Source organism: Blastococcus aurantiacus, from assembly GCF_900102425.1.
In the GTDB taxonomy this organism is placed as follows: Bacteria; Actinomycetota; Actinomycetes; order Mycobacteriales; family Geodermatophilaceae; genus Blastococcus; species Blastococcus aurantiacus.
This window is the reverse complement of sequence record NZ_FNBT01000005.1, coordinates 31195-50763: the sequence shown is the minus strand read 5'-3', so window position 1 is coordinate 50763 and position 19569 is coordinate 31195. Positions and strand designations below refer to the sequence as shown.

The following is a 19569-nucleotide window of genomic DNA, read 5'->3' as shown; positions in this document are numbered from 1 at the left end:
GCCCGGTGGCGGTCGGGAGGCCCGCATGAGCGAGATCCCGATCGAGTCGGAGGACCGCGTCGAGCCCGCGTTCGACCGGATAGACCCCGCCCGCGCGGAGGCGGCCGTCCGGGAGCTGCTGCTCGCCGTGGGGGAGGACCCCGACCGCCCGGGTCTGCAGGAGACCCCGGCGCGGGTGGCCCGCGCCTACGCAGAGACCTTCGCCGGGCTCTGGCAGGACCCGTACGAGATCCTGGCGACGACGTTCGACGAGAACCACGACGAGCTCGTGCTGGTCAAGGACATCGCGATGTACTCGACCTGCGAGCACCACCTGGTGCCCTTCCACGGGGTCGCGCACGTGGGGTACATCCCGGGCGCCGACGGCCGGGTGACCGGGCTGTCGAAGGTGGCCCGCCTGGTCGAGGTCTACGCCCGCCGTCCGCAGGTGCAGGAGCGGCTGACCCGCCAGATCGCCGATGCGCTCAACGACGTCCTGAAGCCGCAGGGCGTGATCGTGGTGATCCAGGCCGAGCACCTGTGCATGGCCATGCGCGGGATCCGCAAGCCCGGCACGACCACGGTCACCTCCGCGGTGCGGGGGATCTTCCGGGAGAACCCCGCCACCCGCAGCGAGGCGATGAGCCTCGTCCTCGGCAGGTGACGGAGCGGTGAGCACCGCCCTCCCGCGGCCGGCCCACTGCGTGGTGATGGGCGTCCTCAACGTCACGCCCGACTCGTTCTCCGACGGCGGCTGCTTCTCCGACCCGGCGACGGCGATCGCGCACGGCCTGGCGATGCACGCGGCCGGCGCGGACTACGTCGACGTCGGCGGCGAATCCACCCGGCCCGGTGCAGACCGCGTCGACGCCGGCGAGGAGTGCACCCGGGTGGTCCCGGTCATCCGCGAGCTGGCAGCCGCCGGGGTGCGCACCAGCGTGGACACCACGCGAGCCGAGGTCGCCGAGGCGGCGCTGGAGGCCGGCGCCGAGCTGGTCAACGACGTCAGCGGCGGGCTGGCGGACAAGAACATGGCCGACCTCGTCGCCGAGGCCGGCGTGCCCTGGGTGCTCATGCACTGGCGGGGCCACAGCCGCGAGATGTACGCCGCCGCCCAGTACGGCGACGTGGTCACCGAGGTCTGCGCCGAGCTCACCGCCCGCGTGGAGGACGTCGTCGCCGCCGGGGTGGCCCCCGAGCAGCTCGTCCTGGACCCCGGTCTGGGGTTCGCCAAGCGCGCCGAGCACAACTGGGCGCTGCTGGCCGGGCTCGAGCGGCTGACCGCGCTGGGCCTGCCGGTGCTGGTGGGCGCCTCCCGCAAGACCTTCCTGGGGCGACTGCTCGCCGGCGCCGACGGCGTCCCGCGGCCGGCCGAGGAGCGCGACGCCGCCACGCTCGCGACGACGGTGCTGGCCGCCCAGGCCGGTGCCTGGGGGGTGCGGGTGCACGACGCCGCCGCGTCGGTCGACGCGCTGCGCACGCTGGACGCCGTCCGCGCGGTGCGGGGGGCGCGTCGTGGCTGAGCCCCGCCGGGTACCCGACCGCATCGCGTTGCGCGGGGTGCGGGCCCACGCACACCACGGCGTCTACGCCTTCGAGCGCGAGCGCGGCCAGCTCTTCACCGTCGACGCCGTCCTCGAGCTGGACACCGCGCCGGCCGCGGCCGGTGACGACCTCGCGCTGACGGTGAACTACGCCGAGCTGGCCCACCGGCTGCACGACGTCCTGGGCGGCGAGCCGGTCGACCTGCTGGAGACCCTCTGCCAGCGGCTGGCCGACGTCTGCCTGGCCGATCCGCTGGTCGAGGCCGTCGAGATCACCGTGCACAAGCCGCAGGCCGAGCTCGGGGTGCCCTTCGACGACGTCACCGTGAGCATCCGGCGCGAACGCGCATGACCCGCGTCGTCCTCTCGCTGGGCGCCAACCTCGGCGACCGGGCCGCCACCCTGCGCGCCGCCCTCGACGCGCTGGCCGCCGACGGCGCGCTCGCGCACTCCGGCCTGTACGAGACCCCGCCCTGGGGACCGGTGGAGCAGCCGCCGTACCTGAACGCCGTCGCCGTGCTGGACGGCGACCACGACGCCCGCGGCTGGCTGGCCAGGGCGCACGAGCTGGAACAGGACGCCGGGCGCACCCGCGAGGTCCGCTGGGGAGCGCGGACCCTCGACGTCGACGTCGTGACCGTCACCGCTGCCGACGGCCAGCCCGTGGTCTCCGCCGATCCGGAGCTGACGCTGCCCCATCCGCGGGCGCACGAGCGGGCCTTCGTGCTGGTGCCGTGGCTGGCCGTCGACGCCGCCGCGGAGCTCCCCGGGCACGGGCCGGTCGGGGCCCTCGTCGCGGCCCTGGACCTTGCCGAGGTCGCCGCCGTCGTGCCGTGGATCCCGGTGGCGTGACCCGATGACCCCGGTGCGCCGTCGCGACCTCGTCGTCCTCGCCGCGGGGCTGGCCGTGGCCGCCTGGCTGCTCGTGCGGTCCTGGTACGGCGAGCTTCCCTCGCTGGACTGGTGGCTGCCGGCGCCGCTCGCGCTGCTGGCCGTCGCCGAGGCGCTCGCCGCGCGCACCCTGCGGGGCCGGCTGGCCGACCAGCGTGCGGCCCGCGCGGGACGTGCGCCCCGGGCGGGGGAGGCCGCGGCCCGGCCGGTGCGCCTGGTCGAGCCGCTGCTCGTCGCGCGGCTGGCGGTGCTCGCCCAGGCCAGCGCCTACGTCGGCGCGGTGTTCGCCGGCACCTGGACCGGGGTCCTGGTGCACGTCGGGCCGGCCGCCGACCGGGTGCAGGCCGCCGGCAGCGACACGGTCACGGCGGTGATCGGCGTCGTCTGCTCGCTCGGCCTCGTGGCCGCCGCGCTCTGGCTCGAGTCGGTCTGCCGCGTCCCCCCGGACGAGGACCAGCCGTCCGGGGGCGTCGCGGCCTAGGCGACCGCCCGGGAGACGAGCAAGAACGGTCAAGCTCCGTCGGGTCCCGGCGCATCAGACTGGCCGCATGACCGGACGGGATCGGCTGCGCGAGCTCCTGGACGCGGTCCTCGACGAGGACAACCGCACCCTGGAGGAGATGGCCGGCGACGCGTACGCCTCGCCCCACCACTTCAGCCGGCTGCTCTCCCGCCACGCCGGCGAGGCACCCGTCGCCATGCGACGACGGGTGATGCTCGAGCGCGCTGCGTGGCAGCTGCGGCAGGGCAGCAGCGTCACCGACGTCGCCTGGGCGGCGGGCTACGAGTCCCTCGAGGGCTTCAGCCGCGCCTTCACCCGCGCCTACGGGCGGGCCCCGAGCACGGTCGACGCCACGACCGGGCACTGGCTGCCGGCCCCCAACGGGATCCACTTCCACCCGCCGATGTCGCTCTGGGTGCACAGCACGGAGCACGTCATGGATCCGCTGACCGAGCAGCTGGTCGCCCACCACCTGGACGACACCCGGTACCTGCTCGAGGCGGCGAAGGGGCTGACCGCCGAGCAGTTCCGGGCGTCGCTCCTGCCCGGGCTCGTGGTCCTGCCTTGGGACGGACCCGAGGAGTCGCTCCAGGCCGTGCTGGACCACCTGGTCCACACGCTGGAGATCTGGCTGGCCTCGATCGAGGGACGGGACGTGCCGACGCGGGACGACGACCCCGGCCCGGCCCGGTTGCTGGAGCGCCACGACGAGGTGGCCCCGCGCTGGCTGGCCGCCGTCCGGGACATCGACCGCCGGGGCGGCTGGGACGACCGGTTGATCGACGCGCTGTGCGAGCCGCCGGAGAGCTTCGTGCTCAGCAGCGTGGTCGCCCACGTGCTGACCTACTCCGCCCACCGCCGGCACCTGGCCCGCCACCTGCTCCGGGCGACCGGCCGCGAGGTGGACACCGGCGACCCCATCGACTGGCTCCGCGCGCGGCGCGGCGAGACCCGAGGAGGACCCCCGTGCTGACCTACTACACGGCCACCACGCTCGACGGCTTCATCGCCGATCCCGACGACTCGCTGGACTGGCTGCTCCGCCAGAAGGGCGGCGAGGGCGGCTCCTTCGGCTTCGACGCGTTCCTGTCCGGTGTCGGGGCGACCGTCATGGGGTCGACGACGTACGAGTGGGTGCGCGCGCACCTGGCCCGGTCCGGGGAGTCGTGGCCCTACGCGATGCCGTCCTGGGTGATGACCAGTCGCGCGCTGACCCCCGTCGACGGCGCGGACATCCGCTTCGCATCGGGGAACGTGCGCGCCGTGCACGAGGCGATGACCGCGGCCGCCGGGGGCAAGGACCTCTGGGTGGTCGGCGGCGGGGACCTGGCCGGGCAGTTCGCGCAAGCCGACCTGCTCGACGAGGTCGTCGTCTCGGTGGCCCCGGTGACGCTCGGCGCCGGCCGCCCGCTGCTGCCACGGCGGCTGGACCTCGAGCTGGTGGAGACCGGGCGCAGCGGCGCCTTCGTGAACGCGCGCTACCGGGTGGCCGGTCCGCTCCTGGAGGACCGCGTGGCGGGCTAGACCAGCGAGGCGCCCGCCGTCTCCGGCACGGTGCCCTCCACCGACCGGCGGAGGGCGGCGTGCAGCGACTCCGGGGTCAGCACCCCGAGGAACCGGTCGCCGTCGAGCACCGCGACCCAGCCGGCCTCGTGCTGCAGCATCGTGGCGAACGCGCTCTTGAGGCTCGCGTCCGATGGCACCCAGGCCTCCATGCGCCTGGCCGCGGACCCGACCGTCCCGGCGCCGGCGGCCCGCTCCACCGACAGCCAGCCGTGCAGGGCCTCGTCGTCGTCGAGCACCACGGCCCAGCGCGCGCCGGAGAGCTGCATCGCGCTGCGGGCGTCGGCCAGTCCGTCCTCCACGTGCACCACCGGCGGGTGCTCGAGGTCGGCGGCGTCGACGCCGGTGACGGCCAGCCGCTTGAGCCCCCGGTCGGCGCCCACGAAGTCGGCGACGAAGGGGTTGGCCGGCCGGCCGAGGAGGTCGGCGGGGGAGGCGAACTGCTCGACCCGGCCGCCGGTGCTCATGACGGCGATGCGATCGCCGAGCCGCACGGCCTCCTCGATGTCGTGGGTGACGAAGACGATCGTCTTGCGCACCTGCTCCTGGAGGCGGAGGAACTCCGACTGCAGCCGCTCGCGGACGACCGGGTCGACAGCGGAGAAGGGCTCGTCCATGAGCAGGACCGGAGGATCGGCGGCCAGGGCCCGGGCGACCCCGGCGCGCTGCCGCTGGCCCCCGGAGAGCTGGTGGGGGTAGCGGTCGGCGTGGACGGCGGGATCGAGACCGACGAGGGCGAGCAGCTCCTCGACCCGGTCACGGGTGCGCGACCGGTCCCAGCCCAGCAGCCGCGGCACCGTGCCGATGTTGGCCCGGATGGTCTGGTGCGGGAAGAGCCCGACGTTCTGGATCACGTAGCCGATCCGGCGGCGCAGCTTGACCGCGTCGACCCCGGTCACGTCCTCGCCGCCGATCATGATCCGCCCGGTGGTCGGCTCGATGATGCGGTTGATCATCTTCATGGTCGTCGTCTTGCCGCAGCCGGACGGCCCGACCAGGACGGTCAGCTCGCCCGCCGCGAAGGTGAGGTCGAGCTCGGCGACGCCGACGGTGCCGTCGGCGTAGACCTTGCTGAGGCCCTCGAGCCGGATCTCCTGCGCGCCTCCGGACGGTGCGAGCGGCGGGTTCGGAGCAGTAGCGTCCACGACGTGGCCTCCCTGGTGCGCGCTCGATGCTGAACGCGGTGGACGGTGCGGTGCTGGCGGTCGACGCAGCCCCGAACCCGTGGTTCGACCTTTCCTACGTGATCGACAACCGTGAGTCCATCCTGCGCCTCCTCGGCGAGCACGTCCGGTTGACGGTGGCCGCCGTCGTCCTCGGTGCGCTGATCGCCCTGCCGCTGGCCGTGCTGGCGCGCCGCAGCCGGTGGCTGGCCGGCCCGGTCCTGGTGACCTCCACCCTCATCTACACGATCCCGTCCCTGGCCATGTTCGCCTTCGTCGCACCGGTCACCGGCCTGACGACGACGACGGTGCTGATCGGCCTGGTGCTCTACTCGCTGGTGATCCTGGTGCGGAACTTCCTCGCCGGCCTGCAGGCGGTGCCCGACGACGTCCGCGAGGCCGCTCGCGGGATGGGCTACGGCCCGACGCGGTTGTTCTGGCAGGTCGACCTGCCGCTGTCCCTGCCGGCGTTCATCGCCGGCATCCGCGTCGCCACCGTGTCGACCGTCGCCCTGGTCACCGTGGGCGTGATCGTCGGCCACGGCGGGCTGGGCCAGCTCATCACCGGCGGGTTCGCCGCGAACTTCTACCGGGCGCAGATCGTCACCGGGGCGCTGGGCTGCGTCCTGCTGGCGCTGCTCGCCGACCTCCTCCTCGCGGGGGCCGAGCGGCTGCTGACCCCGTGGGCGCGGGGGGTGCGGGCGTGAACCGGTTCGGCGACGCGATCCGCTACCTCAACGACCCGTTCAACTGGACGAAGCGGGACGGCATCCTCGACCTGCTCGTCGAGCACCTGCGGATCTCCGCCCTCGCGGTGCTGGCCGCCCTGGTGGTGGCGGTGCCGGTGGGCATGCTGCTCGGGCACACCGGCCGGGGCGGTGGCTTCACGGTGGCGCTGTCGAACGTCTCGCGCGCCGTGCCGACGCTGGCGCTGCTCACCGTCTTCGCCGTCACCCCGATCGGCTTCGGGCCGACGGCGACGACGATCGCGCTGGCCGTCTTCGCCGTCCCCCCGATGCTGACCAACACCTACGTCGGGTTCCGCGGCGTGGACCGGGACGTCGTCGAGGCCGCCCGGGCCATGGGCTTCTCCGAGCGGCAGGTGGCCACGCGGGTGGAGCTGCCGCTGGCCATGCCGCTGCTGATGACCGGCGTGCGGACGGCGGCGGTGCAGGTGGTCGCCACGGCCACGCTCGCCGCGCTGGTGGCCGGCGGAGGGCTCGGCCGGATCATCACGCTCGGCTTCCGCCAGCAGGACTACGGCGCCGTCGTCGCCGGGGCGATCCTGGTCGCCGCCCTCGCCGTGCTCACCGAGCTGCTCCTCGTGGCCGTGTCCTGGGCGCTCACCCCGGGGGAGAAGCGGCTGCCCTTCCTCACCGCCCGGAGGAACTCCCCGGTGCCCGAGCCCACGGCGGCGGGCGTCCCGCTCTGACCCACGGGGTCACGTCTCGCTAACGGGCCCCGAAATGCATTGCGCCCCACCGACCTGCCGAGTTCGATGGGGAGCGCGGGAGTCCTCCCGCCAGACACGCGTGGTCCAAGACGGGGCCACGGGACACAGAAGGCGGGCAAGCATGCGCGCGCGTACCCGGTACATCCTCCCCCTGGCCCTCACCGCCCTGGTGACGGCGGCATGCGGGGAGTCCGGCTCCTCCGGCACCGGTGGGGGCGACGAGGGCGGCAGCAACCAGGCGTCGGGCGAGGCGTGCGCCCCCGTCGCCGGTGACCAGCTGGTCGTCCTCGAGGACGACCAGCAGCTGCAGAACGCGGACAACATCATCCCGGCGGTGAACGCGGCGGCCGCCGCGGCCAACCCGGCGCTGCTGGAGACGCTGAACGCGGTCTCCGCGGTGCTCACCACCGAGGACCTCATCGAGATGAACGCCGCCGTCGACGTCGAGCGCCAGGCGGTCGAGGAGGTCGCTGCGGGCTACGTCGAGGAGCAGGACCTGGGCTCCGGTGCTACCGGCGGCAGCGGCGCCGTCGTGGTGGGTGCGGCCGGGTTCACCGAGTCCCAGATCCTGGCCACGATCTACGCCGACGTCCTCGACGCGGCCGGGTTCGACGCCTCGGTGCAGACCGTCGGCAACCGGGAGCTGTACCTGCCCGCCCTCCAGCGCGGCGAGATCCAGGCCTTCCCCGAGTACCTGGCCACGGTCACCGACATCATCAACCGGCAGCTCAACGGTGCCGACGCCGAGGGGGTGGCCTCCGGCGACGTCGACGCCACGCTCGAGGAGCTCACCCCGCTGGCCGAACAGGCCGGGCTGGTCTTCGGGGAGCCGGCCGAGGCCGCCGACCAGAACGCCTTCGCGGTCACGCAGGAGTTCGCCGACGAGCTGGGGGTCACGACCCTCTCGGAGCTCGCCGACGCGTGCGGTGACGGCTCGCTGAGCCTCGGTGGGCCCGGCGAGTGCCCGACCCGCCCGCAGTGCCAGCTCGGCCTCGAGGAGACCTACGGCCTGGAGTTCGACTCCTTCCAGGAGTACGACGAGGGCGGCCCGCTGACCAAGGCGGCCATCACGCAGGGCGAGGTGTCCATCGGCCTGGTCTTCAGCTCCGACGGCGCCCTCGCTCAGTAAGAGGACCCCCGTGCCCCCCACCGCTCGCAGGCTCGCGGCGGGGCCCTGCACGGGAGCCGTTCCAGTACGTCACGAGTACCAGCCGCCGGGGGGCAACTGCTCCCCGGCGGCGACCGGCGCCTCGATCCGATTCCCCTCGGGTGCCAGCGGGCACGACCAGCGCGGGTCGTAGGCGCAGGACGGGTGGTAGGCGAAGTTGAGGTCGACCACCAGCCGTCCGTTCGCGCTGCCGAGGTCGGCGCCCTTGACGGTGTCGAGCAGGTAGCGGCCACCGCCGTAGGTCCCCTGCCCGGCCGTGCCGTCGCGCAGGGGCACGAAGACGCCGCCGCCGTACAGGGCGACCCACCACACGTCGAGCCGGCCCAGTCGCGGCAGGGTCACCGCGCCGATCCGCTCCAGCGGGACGTTCCCGTCGGCGGCGGTGGGGACCTCCAGCCGGGCGGTCCCGGCCGGCTCCAGCGCGGGCTCGAACCGCAGTGCCGGGTCGTAGGGCAGGAACGGCAGCCCGTCGAACGTCTCCCGTCTGGCGGCGTCCAGCGGGGAGTCGGGATGGCCGGCGAACAGCTCGTCCCGCCCGTCCCGCCACGTCCGCCAGCCCGCCTCGGGGTCGGCCGCCGCGCGGGCGGCGGAGTACAGCGCGGCGGTGCGGCGGCGCCAGTCCAGCAGCGTCAGGGTCACCGGCCCACTGTGGCAGCCGCGCGCCACGAGTCATGACCGGACCACTGACGGAGAGTGGGACGGAGGGTCGCGCGCCGCTACGCTAGGTGCATGCCCCGCCGCCCGGACGACGACGTCGCCACCGGCGGCCCCGACGTCCCCGGCCGGCGCTCCCTGATGGCGGGGGCGGGCTTCCTGCTGGCGGCCGGCGCCACCCTGGCGGTCTTCCTCACCGACAACCCGCAGTACCTGCGCATCGCCGTCGTCGCCGTGGCCTGGGCCTTCGTCCTCGCGACCTTCGCCGCCGGCCGTCGCGGTGGTGATCGCGCGGCGGCCGCGGCCCGCGAGGCGCAGCTGCGCCGCGCCTACGAGCACGAGCTCGACCTCGAGGTGGCCGCCCGGCGCGAGTACGAGCTGGAGCTGGAGAACGAACTCCGCCGGGAGTCCGAGCAGGGGATGCGCGAGGAGCTCGACGCCCTCCGCTCCGAGCTCACGGCGCTCGCGGACCTGCGCGACCAGGTGGCGGGCGTGGCGGCCCTGGGCTCGGAGATCGCGGGGCTCGCCGCCCTGCGCGACGAGGTGGCCCGCGTTGCCGCGATGCGCGACGACATCCTGGCGTTGGGCTCGCTGCGGCAGGAACTGGGCCAGCTGCACGAGCTGCGCGACGACATGGGCCGCCTGCGCGCGGAGCTGACCGAGCAGCTGTCGTCGGAGATGCTGATCGAGCGGATCGTCATGCGCACCCAGGCCAGCCGGCTGCCGGGGGAGCCCACCCGCACGCTGGACGCCGTCTGGAACGAGGAGACACCGCGCGAGCTGACCGGCGGCTGGCCGGCCGTGCGTCTGGACGAGCCCCGCGAGACCCGTCACGTCGAGCAGGTGCGGGTGGAGCGGACCGACGTCCGCCCGCCTTCCGAGCCGCGCCCCCGCGAGACACACACCGCCGCGGCGTGGACCCCGCCGGCACCCCCCACGACGACGTTCGCGGGGCCGCAGCCCTCGCGCCTGGGGCCGCCTCCCTCGGCGGCCGGCGCGCCGCCGAGCCCTGCTCCCGCGCGGTCCGCGCCGGTGGACCCGGTCGCCGCCGCTCCGTCGACGATGTCCTTCCCGCTGCTGCCGCAGGCGGCGCACGCGGAACCGCCGCCGCCGCCGGCTCCGGTCGAGCCGCCGCCTCCTGTCGACCCGCCGCCCTCCCCGTTGGACTGGCTGGTCGCCCGCGAGCTGCTCGACACCCCGGCCGAATCACCCGCCTGGCAGCCGTCCCCGACGCCCCCGCAGCCCACACCGCGGCGGCGGCGCGGGGACGACGTGGAGCTGCCCCCGGTGCCCGAGGCGGAGGCGCGGACGGCGGAGCGGCCGAGCCCGACGCCCCGCAGACGGATCGAGGACCGTGGCGGCTACCGCGTCGCGATGCCGGAACCGTCAGCGTCCGCCGTCGCACCAGCGGCACCGGTCGTCCAGCCCCCGGTGCCCGCCGCCGGGCCGACGACGTCCCCGGGCAGCGGCAACCGGCTGGCGGAGATCCTGGCCGAGAACGGGGTGAGCCCGGCGACTGGCGGCCGCCGGCGCCGGCGCTACCGGGACGACGACGACGCCGACGACGTGCTCTCCCGCGTCCTCGGCCGGGAGTAGGCGGGCGGGACCCGGCGGTCGGGGACTAGCGGCCGCGCGAGCCGGAACCGCCGTCGAGGACCAGTGTCTGGCCGGTGACCCAGCCGGCGCCGTCGCCCAGCAGGTAGGCCGCGGCCTCGCCGATGTCCTCCGGGACGCCGAGCCGGCCCACCGGGTAGCCGGCGGCGACCTCCTCCTCGCGGCCCTCGTACAGCGCCTCGGCGAAGCGGGTCTTCACGACGGCGGGGGCCACGGCGTTGACCCGGACCTTCGGGCCCATCTCCACCGCGAGCTGCGTGGTCAGGTTGATGAGGGCCGCCTTGCTCACGCCGTAGCCGCCGATCATCGGCGACGACCGCAGGCCGGCCACCGAGGCCACGAAGAGCACCGAGCCGCCGTGCTCGGACATCCACGCCCGCCAGGCCTGCTGGACCAGGTCCAGGGCCGACACCACGTTCGTGTCGAGGATCTTGCGGAAGGCGCCGAGGTCGAGGTCCATCATCGGGCCGTAGACCGGGTTGATGCCCACGTTGCCGACCAGCATGTCCAGGCTGCCGAAGGTCTCCACGGCGGTGCGCACCGCCGTGGCGCGGTGCTCGGCGTCGCCGGCGTTGCCCGCCACCGCGACCGCGACGTCGGAGCCGCCCAGCGACTCCACCGCCTCGGCGAGCGCCTCGGGCTTCCGCGCCGTCAGCACGACCTTGGCCCCCCGCTTCACCAGGCTCTCGGCGATGCCGAGACCGATCCCACGGCTGCCGCCGGTCACCAGTGCGGTCCGTCCCTCGAAGCTGTCCACGCCGTCTCCAGTCGATGTAGGGGTGTTCGCGGTCACGTTAGGGGCGGCCCTCTCCCGGCCGGAACCCACCTCGGGTGAGGCATGCCACACCCCTCGCGCGTTGCACGGCGGACGGGGGAGTTCCACACTCGCCTGCGACGTTCCCCTGCGCGACACACCACGGTTGCAGCAGGGACACGTCGCACCGCCCGCACGACCAGCACGACCCGGTTCCCGACCAGGGAACCGTGAACCGACGTCCGGTACCCGCTCGGGACTGGAACGAGAGGTGCCCCGATGCCTGCTGTCCGCAGGACCGTCCGCGCTGCCGGACTCCCCGCAGCGGCCGATGCGCCCGCGCGCCTGCGCGTGGGGATCATCGGCGCCGGCCGCGTCGGTGCCGTCATCGGCGCCGCGCTCTCCGCCGCAGGTCACGACGTCGTCGCCGCCTCCGGCCTCTCCACGGCCTCCGCCGAGCGCGCGGCCCGCCTGCTGCCCGGCGTTCCCCTGCTGCCCGCCGACCAGGTCGTCGCCGCGGCGGACCTCGTGGTGCTCGCCGTCCCGGACGACACGCTCTCCGGGCTGGTCGCGGGCCTCGCCGAGACCGGCGCCTGGCGGGCCGGCCAGCTGGCCTTCCACACCTCCGGTGCGCACGGCCTGGCCGTGCTGGCGCCGGCCGAGCGGGCCGGTGTCCTGCCGCTCGCGCTGCACCCGGCCATGACCTTTACCGGCGCGGCCGAGGACGCCGACCGGCTGATCGGATGCCCCTTCGGGGTGACCAGCCACCGCGCGTACCGGCCGGTCGCGGAGACCCTGGTCCTGGAGATGGGCGGCGAGCCCTTCTTCGTCGCCGAGGCCGACCGGACGCTGTACCACGCAGCGCTGGTCACCGGCGCCAACCACCTGGTCACCCTCGTCGCCGAGGCTGCGGACCTGCTCCGCACCGCCGGCGTCGCGGAGCCGGGCCGGATCCTCGCCCCGCTGCTGACCGCCGCCCTGGACAACGGCCTGCGCCGCGGCGACCGCGGCCTCACCGGGCCGGTGAGCCGGGGCGACGTCGGCACGGTCGGCCGTCATCTCGAGACGCTCGCCGAGCGGGCGCCGGAATCGGTCGCCGCCTACGTCGCGATGGCCCGCCGGACGACCGAGCGCGCCCTGGCCGCCGGGCGGCTCAAGCGGCACGAGGGCGCTCCGCTGCTCGACCTGCTCGCCACCAGCCACGACGAGGCGGGCTCGCGGTGACCGGCGGCCCCGTCGTCGCTGAAACGGTCGCCGACCTCCGCAAGCTCCTCGCCGACCTGCCCGGGCCGGTCGCGCTGGTGCCGACCATGGGCGCGCTGCACGAGGGCCACCGGACACTGGTCCGCGCCGCTCGCGAGCGCGCGGCCACCGTCGTCGTCTCCGTCTTCGTGAATCCGACCCAGTTCGGCCCCGGCGAGGACTTCGACCGCTACCCGCGCACCTGGGACGCCGACCTCGCCGCGGTGGCCGAGGAGGGTGCCGACGTGGTCTTCCACCCGCCGGTCGAGGAGGTCTACCCACCCGGCGCGGTGGGCGTCACCGTCGAGCCCGGACCGCTCGGCTCGGTGCTCGAGGGCGCGGTGCGCCCCGGCCACTTCGCCGGCGTGCTGACCGTCGTGGCCAAGCTGTTCGGGCTGGTGCGGCCGGACCTCGCCTACTTCGGCGAGAAGGACTACCAGCAGCTCACCCTGGTCCGTGCCCTGGCGCGGGAGCTGGCGCTCCCCGTCGAGGTGGTGGGCGTCCCCACGGTCCGGGAGGACGACGGCCTGGCCCTGTCCAGCCGCAACCGCTACCTCGACCCGCAGCAGCGGGCCGCGGCCGCCACCATCTCGGCCGCGCTGCGCGCCGGTGCGGCGGCCGGTCCGCAGGGGGCCGACGCCGTGCTGGCCGCGGCCCGCGCCGTCCTGGACGGCCGCCCCGACCTGCTCCAGGACTACCTCGAACTCACCGATACCGATCTGGGGCCGCCGCCCGCCGCCGGACCCGCCCGCCTGCTGGTCGCCGTCCGCGCCGGCAGCACCCGGCTCCTCGACAACGCCGACGTCACCCTGGGAGAGACCCGATGATGCGCATGATGCTCAAGTCCAAGATCCACCGCGCGACGGTCACCCAGGCCGACCTGCACTACGTGGGCTCCGTGACCGTCGACGAGGATCTCCTCGACGCCGCCGACCTGCTCCCCGGCGAGCAGGTCGCGATCGTCGACATCACCAACGGCGCCCGGCTGGAGACCTACGTCATCCCCGGCGAGCGCGGCACCGGCGTCATCGGCATCAACGGCGCGGCCGCGCACCTGGTGCACCCCGGCGACATGGTCATCCTGATCAGCTACGGCCTCATGGACGAGACCGAGGCCAAGAGCTACATCCCGACGGTCGTGCACGTGGACGCCGACAACCGGATCGTGGAGCTCGGCGGCGACCCCTCGGCCCCCGTGCCCGGCGCGACCGACCAGCGGCGCAGCGACCTCGGCGTGCCCGTCCGGTGACCCTGCTGACGGTCGACGTCGGCAACAGCCAGACCGTTCTCGCCACCTTCGACGGCCCGCGGCGCCTGGACTGCTGGCGGGTCACCACCGCACCCAGGGCGACCGCCGACGAGCTCCGCATGCTCTGGCGCGGCCTGCTCCGGGACACGACGGTCACCGGCGTGGCCGTCTGCTCCGCCGTGCCGGCGCTGCTGCCGGCACTGCGCCAGCTGCTGGACTCCCTCGAGGTGCCGGTCGTCCTCATCGGACCGGGCGTGCGCACCGGCGTTCCCCTGCACGTCGACAACCCCCGCGAGGTCGGCGCCGACCGCGTGGTCACCGCACTCGCCGCGCACGAGATGTTCGGACGGCGGCCCGACGGCTCGGGCCGCCCGGTGGTGGTGGTCGACTTCGGCACGTCGACCAACGTCGACGCCGTGGGCCCCGACGGTCAGTTCCTGGGCGGTGCGCTCGCCCCGGGGGTGGAGGTCAGCCACGACGCGCTGGCCTCCCGTGCGGCGCAGCTCCGCTCGGTGGAGCTCGCCGTCCCCGCGCACGCCATCGGCAAGAACACCGTGGCCGCGCTGCAGTCCGGTCTGGTGCTCGGCTTCGCCGGCCTGGTCGACGGCCTCGTCGGCCGCATCGCCGCCGAGCTCGTCGCCCAGTTCGGCACCGCGCCGGTCGTCGTCGCCACCGGGGGGCTGGCCCCGCTGATGGCCGACAGCTGCCGGACGATCTCCGAGCGGGAGCCGGACCTGACCGTCCACGGGCTGCGCCTCGCCTTCGAACGGCAGCACACCCGGTAGCTCCCTGCCGGGGTCGATCCCCGCCCACCCGCCCCCCCCGACGGCCTCCCCGTAGGCTCGGACCCCGTGAACGACGGACCGAACGGCCCCTCCGACGGCCTGCCCGACGAAACGGACGGCGGCGTCGACGAGCTGCCCGAGCAGATGCGGGTCCGCCGGGCCAAGCTCGACCGCCTCCGTGAGTCCGGGATCGACCCCTACCCGGTCACCGTCCCGCGGACGACGACGTTGGCCGCGGTCCGCGCCGCCCACCCCGACCTCGAGCCCGACTCGATGACCGGCGAGCAGGTCGGCGTCACCGGGCGGGTCATCTTCTTCCGCAACACCGGCAAGCTCTGCTTCGCGACGCTGCGCGAGGGCGACGCCGAGCTGCAGGTGATGCTCTCCCGCGACCGCGTCGGCGAGGAGTCCCTGGCGGCGTGGAAGGCCGACGTCGACCTCGGGGACCACGTGCTGGTCACCGGTGAGGTGGGGACGTCGCGTCGCGGCGAGCTGTCGGTCTTCGCCGACTCCTGGCAGCTGACCGCCAAGGCGCTGCGCCCGCTGCCGGTCGCGCACAAGCCGATGAGCGAGGAGCTGCGGGTCCGCCGTCGCTACGTGGACCTCATCGTGCGCGACGAGGCCCGCCGCACGGTGCGCCAGCGGGCCACCGTCATGTCGTCGCTCAGGGCCGGGCTCACCGCGCGCGGCTACCTCGAGGTCGAGACGCCGATGCTGCAGACCGTGCACGGGGGTGCGGCGGCCCGGCCGTTCCGCACCCACATGAACGCCTTCGACCTCGACCTGTACCTGCGCATCGCGCCCGAGCTGTTCCTGAAGCGGTGCATCGTCGGCGGCCTGGACCGGGTGTTCGAGATCAACCGGAACTTCCGCAACGAGGGCGCGGACAGCTCGCACTCGCCGGAGTTCGCGATGCTGGAGGCGTACCAGGCCTACGCCGACTACCAGGAGATGGCCACGGTCACCCGCGAGCTGATCCAGGACGCCTCGGTCGCCCTGTTCGGCGACCACACCGCCCGGCACCACGACGGCACCGAGGTCGACCTGTCGGGGGAGTGGCCGCAGGTCCCGCTGTACACCGCGGTGTCCGAGGCCGTCGGCGAGGAGATCACCCCGGAGACGCCGATCGACGCGCTGCGCGCCGTCGCGGAGCGGCACGACGTCGGCGTCGACCCCCACTGGCTGCCCGGCAAGGTGGTCGAGGAGATCTTCGAGGCACTGGTGCAGGACTCCCTCCAGGCCCCGACGTTCGTCATCGACTACCCGGTGGACACCTCGCCGCTCACCCGGGCCCACCGGTCGACTCCGGGCCTGGCGGAGAAGTGGGACCTGTACATCGGGGGGATCGAGCGGGCGACCGCCTACTCCGAGCTGGTCGACCCGGTGGTCCAGCGCGAGCGCTTCACCGCCCAGGCCGTCCTCGCCGCCGCCGGCGATCCCGAGGCCATGGCGCTGGACGAGGACTTCCTCGAGGCGCTCGAGTACGGAATGCCGCCCACCGGCGGTATGGGCATGGGTATGGACCGACTCATGATGACCCTCACCGGACTGGGCATTCGCGAGACCATCCTGTTCCCACTCGTCCGACCGCTCTCTCCGTCCTAATTCCGAGAACGCGCGTTCCTGTAGGCCCCCCTTTCGAGCCCGCTGTGCATTTGTAGCGGCGAATGGTCCTGCGATGTGATGTAATGGCTTCGTCGCCGACGGTGACGCACCCATCCGATCACGGGGCTGGGAAAACAGAAGTGAGGAACGGAATGGCGCGCAAGGTACAGGTCATCCTCAGTGACGACCTCGACGAGAACCTCCCCGCCGACGAGACCGTGAGCTTCTCGCTCGACGGCACGTCGTACGAGATCGATCTCGCGGACAAGAACGCCAAGGAACTGCGCGACACGTTCGCGCGCTACGTCTCGGCCGCGCGCAAGGTGGGTCGCGGTAGCCGCGGCGCCTCCGGTGGGGGCCGCTCCCGCGCCACGGGCGGCCGCATGGACCGCGAGCAGGCCGGCGCTATCCGCGACTGGGCCCGCAAGAACGGCCACCAGGTCAGCGACCGCGGCCGCATCCCGGCCAGCGTCGTCGAGGCCTACGAAGGCGCCCACTGAAAGTAGAAGGACCCCCTCGCCCCCCGGCACTCGCTCCGCTCGCGCCGGGACCCTGCGAGGCGGCCGTCCCAGACGGTCACCAGGCCCGGCTCCCCCTCGGGGGGCCGGGCCTTCGTCGTCCCCGGGGCGGCACGCCGACGTCCGCTGACGGCGTAACGGCGGCGGAACAGCGCAGGGCGGGCACCCGTTGGACCGGACAGCCATCCACCGCGCCCGTCGGACACCGACGGGGCGGCGTGGTTCGCGACTACAGTGGAATGACCGGTGCCCCCAGCGCCGACGGATGTCGGGTGCTCCTTCCCCAGACCAGGGAGGGACAGTGCCGGACCAGCCGGTCGAAGGAGAAACAGCAGATGTTCGAACGGTTCACCGACCGAGCCCGCCGTGTCGTCGTCCTGGCCCAAGAAGAGGCCCGGATGCTCAACCACAACTACATCGGCACCGAGCACATCCTCCTGGGCCTGATCCACGAGGGTGAAGGCGTCGCTGCCAAGGCACTGGAGTCCCTGGGCATCTCGCTCGAGGGCGTCCGCCAGCAGGTCGAGGAGATCATCGGGCAGGGCCAGCAGGCGCCGTCCGGTCACATCCCCTTCACCCCGCGGGCGAAGAAGGTCCTGGAGCTCTCGCTCCGCGAGGCCCTGCAGCTCGGCCACAACTACATCGGCACCGAGCACATCCTGCTCGGCCTGATCCGCGAGGGCGAGGGCGTCGCCGCCCAGGTCCTCGTGAAGCTGGGTGCCGACCTCAACCGCGTCCGCCAGCAGGTCATCCAGCTGCTCTCGGGCTACCAGGGCAAGGAGCCGGCCGCGGCCGGCGGCCCCGCCGAGGGCACCCCGTCGACCTCGCTGGTCCTCGACCAGTTCGGCCGCAACCTGACCCAGGCCGCGCGCGACCAGAAGCTCGACCCGGTCATCGGCCGGGCCAAGGAGATCGAGCGGGTCATGCAGGTGCTGTCCCGCCGCACCAAGAACAACCCCGTCCTCATCGGCGAGCCCGGCGTCGGCAAGACCGCCGCGGTCGAGGGCCTGGCCCAGGCCATCGTCAAGGGCGAGGTGCCCGAGACGCTGAAGGACAAGCAGCTCTACACCCTGGACCTCGGCGCCCTCGTCGCCGGTTCCCGCTACCGCGGTGACTTCGAGGAGCGGCTCAAGAAGGTCCTCAAGGAGATCCGCACCCGCGGCGACATCATCCTGTTCATCGACGAGATCCACACCCTCGTCGGTGCGGGTGCCGCCGAGGGCGCGATCGACGCCGCCAGCATCCTCAAGCCGATGCTGGCCCGGGGCGAGCTGCAGACCATCGGTGCCACCACGCTGGACGAGTACCGCAAGCACCTGGAGAAGGACGCCGCTCTCGAGCGCCGCTTCCAGCCCATCCAGGTCAGCGAGCCGACCCTCGCCCACACCGTGGAGATCCTGAAGGGCCTGCGCGACCGCTACGAGGCGCACCACCGGATCAGCATCACCGACGCCGCCCTCGTGGCCGCCGCGACGCTGGCCGACCGGTACATCTCCGACCGCTTCCTGCCCGACAAGGCGATCGACCTGATCGACGAGGCCGGCGCCCGGATGCGGATCAAGCGGATGACGGCCCCGCCGGACCTGCGCGAGTTCGACGACAAGATCGCGGCCGTGCGCCGCGAGAAGGAGTCGGCGATCGACGCGCAGGACTTCGAGAAGGCCGCGGCGCTGCGCGACACCGAGAAGCAGCTGCTGGGCGAGAAGGCCGAGCGCGAGAAGCAGTGGAAGGCCGGCGACATGGACGTCGTCGCCGAGGTGGACGAGGAGCAGATCGCCGAGGTCCTGGCGAACTGGACCGGCATCCCCGTCTTCAAGCTGACCGAGGAGGAGACCTCGCGGCTGCTCCGCATGGAGGACGAGCTCCACAAGCGGATCATCGGCCAGGAAGAGGCCATCAAGAGCGTCAGCCAGGCGATCCGGCGCACGCGGGCGGGTCTCAAGGACCCGCGCCGCCCCGGCGGTTCGTTCATCTTCGCCGGCCCTTCGGGTGTCGGAAAGACGGAGCTGGCGAAGGCGCTCGCGCAGTTCCTCTTCGGCGAGGACGACGCGCTGATCCAGATCGACATGGGCGAGTTCCACGACAAGTTCACCGTGTCGCGTCTGGTCGGGGCCCCTCCCGGTTACGTCGGTTACGACGAGGGCGGACAGCTCACCGAGAAGGTGCGGCGCAAGCCGTTCTCGGTGGTCCTCTTCGACGAGATCGAGAAGGCGCACGCAGATGTGTTCAACACGCTGCTGCAGGTTCTCGAGGACGGCCGGCTCACCGATGGTCAGGGCCGTATCGTGGACTTCAAGAACACGATCCTGATTCTCACGACCAACCTCGGAACGCGGGACATCTCGAAGGCGGTCGGTCTCGGATTCCAGGCCGGTAACGACTCGACGAGCAACTACGAGCGGATGAAGCTGAAGGTCAACGAAGAGCTCAAGCAGCACTTCCGGCCGGAGTTCCTCAACCGCATCGACGACATCGTCGTGTTCCACCAGCTGACCGAGAACGAGATCATCCAGATCGTCGACCTCATGGTCGCCCGCGTGGAGACGCAGCTGGCGAACAAGGACATGGCGCTGGAGATCACGCCTGCGGCCAAGCAGCTGCTGGCCTCCCGTGGCTTCGACCCCGTCCTGGGCGCCCGGCCGCTGCGCCGGACCATCCAGCGCGAGATCGAGGACACGCTGAGCGAGAAGATCCTCTACGGCGAGCTGACCGGCGGTCAGATCATCGTGGTGGACGTCGATGACGCGGAGGGCCCGCTGCAGAAGTTCACCTTCCGCGGCGAGGCCAAGCCGGTCGACCTGCCCGACACCCCGCCGGTTGCCCTCTCGGGCGCCGACGGGGACGAGAACGGGCCGGCCGCAGCCGCCGAGTAGCGCCTGCACGAC

Annotated in this window: 21 protein-coding genes; 18 read left to right on the top strand and 3 right to left on the bottom strand. The window is 73.5% G+C overall.

The genetic code is table 11. The features are described from left to right. The first annotated feature begins 25 nt into the window (after nucleotides 1-25). From folE to BLS70_RS11140, 7 genes are all read left to right on the top strand, one after another. A complete protein-coding gene (gene folE / locus BLS70_RS11170) occupies nucleotides 26-643 on the top strand; it encodes a GTP cyclohydrolase I FolE (RefSeq protein WP_091768400.1) in 618 nt (205 codons plus the stop codon). A 7-nt stretch (nucleotides 644-650) separates the two neighbouring features. Then, on the top strand, nucleotides 651-1502 hold the full coding sequence (gene folP / locus BLS70_RS11165) for a dihydropteroate synthase (RefSeq protein ID WP_255362401.1): 852 nt from the start codon (nucleotides 651-653) through the stop codon (nucleotides 1500-1502). Next, nucleotides 1495-1875: a dihydroneopterin aldolase gene (gene folB / locus BLS70_RS11160; protein ID WP_091767496.1), complete on the top strand. Its 381-nt coding sequence runs from the start codon at nucleotides 1495-1497 to the stop codon at nucleotides 1873-1875. The genes folP and folB overlap by 8 nt, the downstream gene beginning before the upstream one ends. After that, nucleotides 1872-2375 (top strand): 2-amino-4-hydroxy-6-hydroxymethyldihydropteridine diphosphokinase, encoded by a 504-nt coding sequence (gene folK, locus BLS70_RS11155; RefSeq protein ID WP_091767494.1) that lies wholly within the window; start codon nucleotides 1872-1874, stop codon nucleotides 2373-2375. The genes folB and folK overlap by 4 nt, the downstream gene beginning before the upstream one ends. A gap of 4 nt (nucleotides 2376-2379) precedes the next feature. Further along, a complete protein-coding gene (locus BLS70_RS11150) occupies nucleotides 2380-2895 on the top strand; it encodes a DUF3180 domain-containing protein (RefSeq protein WP_091767492.1) in 516 nt (171 codons plus the stop codon). 67 nt (nucleotides 2896-2962) lie between these two features. Further along, a complete protein-coding gene (locus BLS70_RS11145) occupies nucleotides 2963-3889 on the top strand; it encodes a helix-turn-helix domain-containing protein (protein ID WP_091767490.1) in 927 nt (308 codons plus the stop codon). Continuing rightward, on the top strand, nucleotides 3883-4440 hold the full coding sequence (locus BLS70_RS11140; RefSeq protein WP_091767487.1) for a dihydrofolate reductase family protein: 558 nt from the start codon (nucleotides 3883-3885) through the stop codon (nucleotides 4438-4440). The genes BLS70_RS11145 and BLS70_RS11140 overlap by 7 nt, the downstream gene beginning before the upstream one ends. On the opposite strand, the gene BLS70_RS11135 is transcribed toward BLS70_RS11140, so the two are convergent. Then, on the bottom strand, nucleotides 4437-5624 hold the full coding sequence (locus tag BLS70_RS11135) for an ABC transporter ATP-binding protein (RefSeq protein WP_091767484.1): 1188 nt from the start codon (nucleotides 5622-5624) through the stop codon (nucleotides 4437-4439). The genes BLS70_RS11140 and BLS70_RS11135 overlap by 4 nt on opposite strands. A gap of 26 nt (nucleotides 5625-5650) precedes the next feature. Here BLS70_RS11135 and BLS70_RS11130 point away from each other — a divergent pair, with 26 nt between their 5' ends. The 3 genes from BLS70_RS11130 to BLS70_RS11120 all read left to right on the top strand — a co-directional run bounded on the left by BLS70_RS11130 (nucleotide 5651) and on the right by BLS70_RS11120 (nucleotide 8224). After that, on the top strand, nucleotides 5651-6349 hold the full coding sequence (locus BLS70_RS11130; RefSeq protein WP_091767481.1) for an ABC transporter permease: 699 nt from the start codon (nucleotides 5651-5653) through the stop codon (nucleotides 6347-6349). Beyond that, a complete protein-coding gene (locus BLS70_RS11125) occupies nucleotides 6346-7074 on the top strand; it encodes an ABC transporter permease (RefSeq protein ID WP_176946368.1) in 729 nt (242 codons plus the stop codon). The genes BLS70_RS11130 and BLS70_RS11125 overlap by 4 nt, the downstream gene beginning before the upstream one ends. Nucleotides 7075-7216: 142 nt before the next feature. Continuing rightward, complete coding sequence (locus BLS70_RS11120; RefSeq protein ID WP_091767475.1) at nucleotides 7217-8224, top strand: glycine betaine ABC transporter substrate-binding protein; 1008 nt, start codon at nucleotides 7217-7219, stop codon at nucleotides 8222-8224. Between the two features lie 69 nt (nucleotides 8225-8293). Here BLS70_RS11120 and BLS70_RS11115 read toward each other — a convergent pair whose 3' ends face one another. Then, nucleotides 8294-8902 carry a DUF1684 domain-containing protein gene (locus BLS70_RS11115; protein ID WP_091767472.1) on the bottom strand — a complete coding sequence of 203 codons (609 nt, stop codon included), beginning with the start codon at nucleotides 8900-8902 and terminating at the stop codon, nucleotides 8294-8296. Between the two features lie 90 nt (nucleotides 8903-8992). Here BLS70_RS11115 and BLS70_RS11110 point away from each other — a divergent pair, with 90 nt between their 5' ends. Next, complete coding sequence (locus BLS70_RS11110) at nucleotides 8993-10513, top strand: DUF6779 domain-containing protein (protein ID WP_091767469.1); 1521 nt, start codon at nucleotides 8993-8995, stop codon at nucleotides 10511-10513. 25 nt (nucleotides 10514-10538) lie between these two features. Here the strand turns inward: BLS70_RS11110 and BLS70_RS11105 are convergent, their stop codons facing one another. Further along, the gene (locus tag BLS70_RS11105; RefSeq protein WP_091767466.1) at nucleotides 10539-11288 is read right to left on the bottom strand and encodes an SDR family oxidoreductase; all 750 of its coding nucleotides are present in this window, start codon (nucleotides 11286-11288) and stop codon (nucleotides 10539-10541) included. A gap of 276 nt (nucleotides 11289-11564) precedes the next feature. On the opposite strand from BLS70_RS11105, the gene BLS70_RS11100 reads away from it, so the two are divergent. The 7 genes from BLS70_RS11100 to BLS70_RS11070 all read left to right on the top strand — a co-directional run bounded on the left by BLS70_RS11100 (nucleotide 11565) and on the right by BLS70_RS11070 (nucleotide 19557). Further along, a complete protein-coding gene (locus BLS70_RS11100) occupies nucleotides 11565-12509 on the top strand; it encodes a Rossmann-like and DUF2520 domain-containing protein (RefSeq protein WP_091767463.1) in 945 nt (314 codons plus the stop codon). Continuing rightward, a complete protein-coding gene (gene panC, locus BLS70_RS11095; RefSeq protein ID WP_091767460.1) occupies nucleotides 12506-13354 on the top strand; it encodes a pantoate--beta-alanine ligase in 849 nt (282 codons plus the stop codon). The genes BLS70_RS11100 and panC overlap by 4 nt, the downstream gene beginning before the upstream one ends. Continuing rightward, the gene (gene panD / locus BLS70_RS11090) at nucleotides 13351-13776 is read left to right on the top strand and encodes an aspartate 1-decarboxylase (protein WP_091767457.1); all 426 of its coding nucleotides are present in this window, start codon (nucleotides 13351-13353) and stop codon (nucleotides 13774-13776) included. Before panC ends, panD begins: the two co-directional genes overlap by 4 nt. Then, nucleotides 13773-14561, top strand: coding sequence for a type III pantothenate kinase (locus BLS70_RS11085; RefSeq protein WP_255362400.1), 789 nt, complete (start codon nucleotides 13773-13775; stop codon nucleotides 14559-14561). Before panD ends, BLS70_RS11085 begins: the two co-directional genes overlap by 4 nt. Before the next feature lie 66 nt (nucleotides 14562-14627). Further along, entirely contained in the window at nucleotides 14628-16166 is a 1539-nt protein-coding gene (lysX, locus tag BLS70_RS11080) for a bifunctional lysylphosphatidylglycerol synthetase/lysine--tRNA ligase LysX (protein WP_091767454.1), read from the top strand. Between the two features lie 152 nt (nucleotides 16167-16318). After that, entirely contained in the window at nucleotides 16319-16666 is a 348-nt protein-coding gene (locus BLS70_RS11075) for a histone-like nucleoid-structuring protein Lsr2 (RefSeq protein ID WP_091767451.1), read from the top strand. Nucleotides 16667-17019: 353 nt separating this feature from the next. Beyond that, on the top strand, nucleotides 17020-19557 hold the full coding sequence (locus BLS70_RS11070; RefSeq protein ID WP_091767448.1) for an ATP-dependent Clp protease ATP-binding subunit: 2538 nt from the start codon (nucleotides 17020-17022) through the stop codon (nucleotides 19555-19557). The last annotated feature ends 12 nt before the right edge of the window (nucleotides 19558-19569 follow it).

Bases quoted from the DNA above. Each gene is read 5' to 3' on its own strand.
- folE (WP_091768400.1), top strand. From the start codon at position 26: ATGAGCGAGATCCCGATCGAGTCGGAGGACCGCGTCGAGCCCGCGTTC.
- BLS70_RS11100 (WP_091767463.1), top strand. From the start codon at position 11,565: ATGCCTGCTGTCCGCAGGACCGTCCGCGCTGCCGGACTCCCCGCAGCG.
- panD (WP_091767457.1), top strand. From the start codon at position 13,351: ATGATGCGCATGATGCTCAAGTCCAAGATCCACCGCGCGACGGTCACC.
- BLS70_RS11130 (WP_091767481.1), top strand. From the start codon at position 5,651: ATGCTGAACGCGGTGGACGGTGCGGTGCTGGCGGTCGACGCAGCCCCG.
- BLS70_RS11110 (WP_091767469.1), top strand. From the start codon at position 8,993: ATGCCCCGCCGCCCGGACGACGACGTCGCCACCGGCGGCCCCGACGTC.
- BLS70_RS11075 (WP_091767451.1), top strand. From the start codon at position 16,319: ATGGCGCGCAAGGTACAGGTCATCCTCAGTGACGACCTCGACGAGAAC.
- BLS70_RS11070 (WP_091767448.1), top strand. From the start codon at position 17,020: ATGTTCGAACGGTTCACCGACCGAGCCCGCCGTGTCGTCGTCCTGGCC.
- BLS70_RS11150 (WP_091767492.1), top strand. From the start codon at position 2,380: ATGACCCCGGTGCGCCGTCGCGACCTCGTCGTCCTCGCCGCGGGGCTG.
- BLS70_RS11120 (WP_091767475.1), top strand. From the start codon at position 7,217: ATGCGCGCGCGTACCCGGTACATCCTCCCCCTGGCCCTCACCGCCCTG.
- BLS70_RS11145 (WP_091767490.1), top strand. From the start codon at position 2,963: ATGACCGGACGGGATCGGCTGCGCGAGCTCCTGGACGCGGTCCTCGAC.
- folK (WP_091767494.1), top strand. From the start codon at position 1,872: ATGACCCGCGTCGTCCTCTCGCTGGGCGCCAACCTCGGCGACCGGGCC.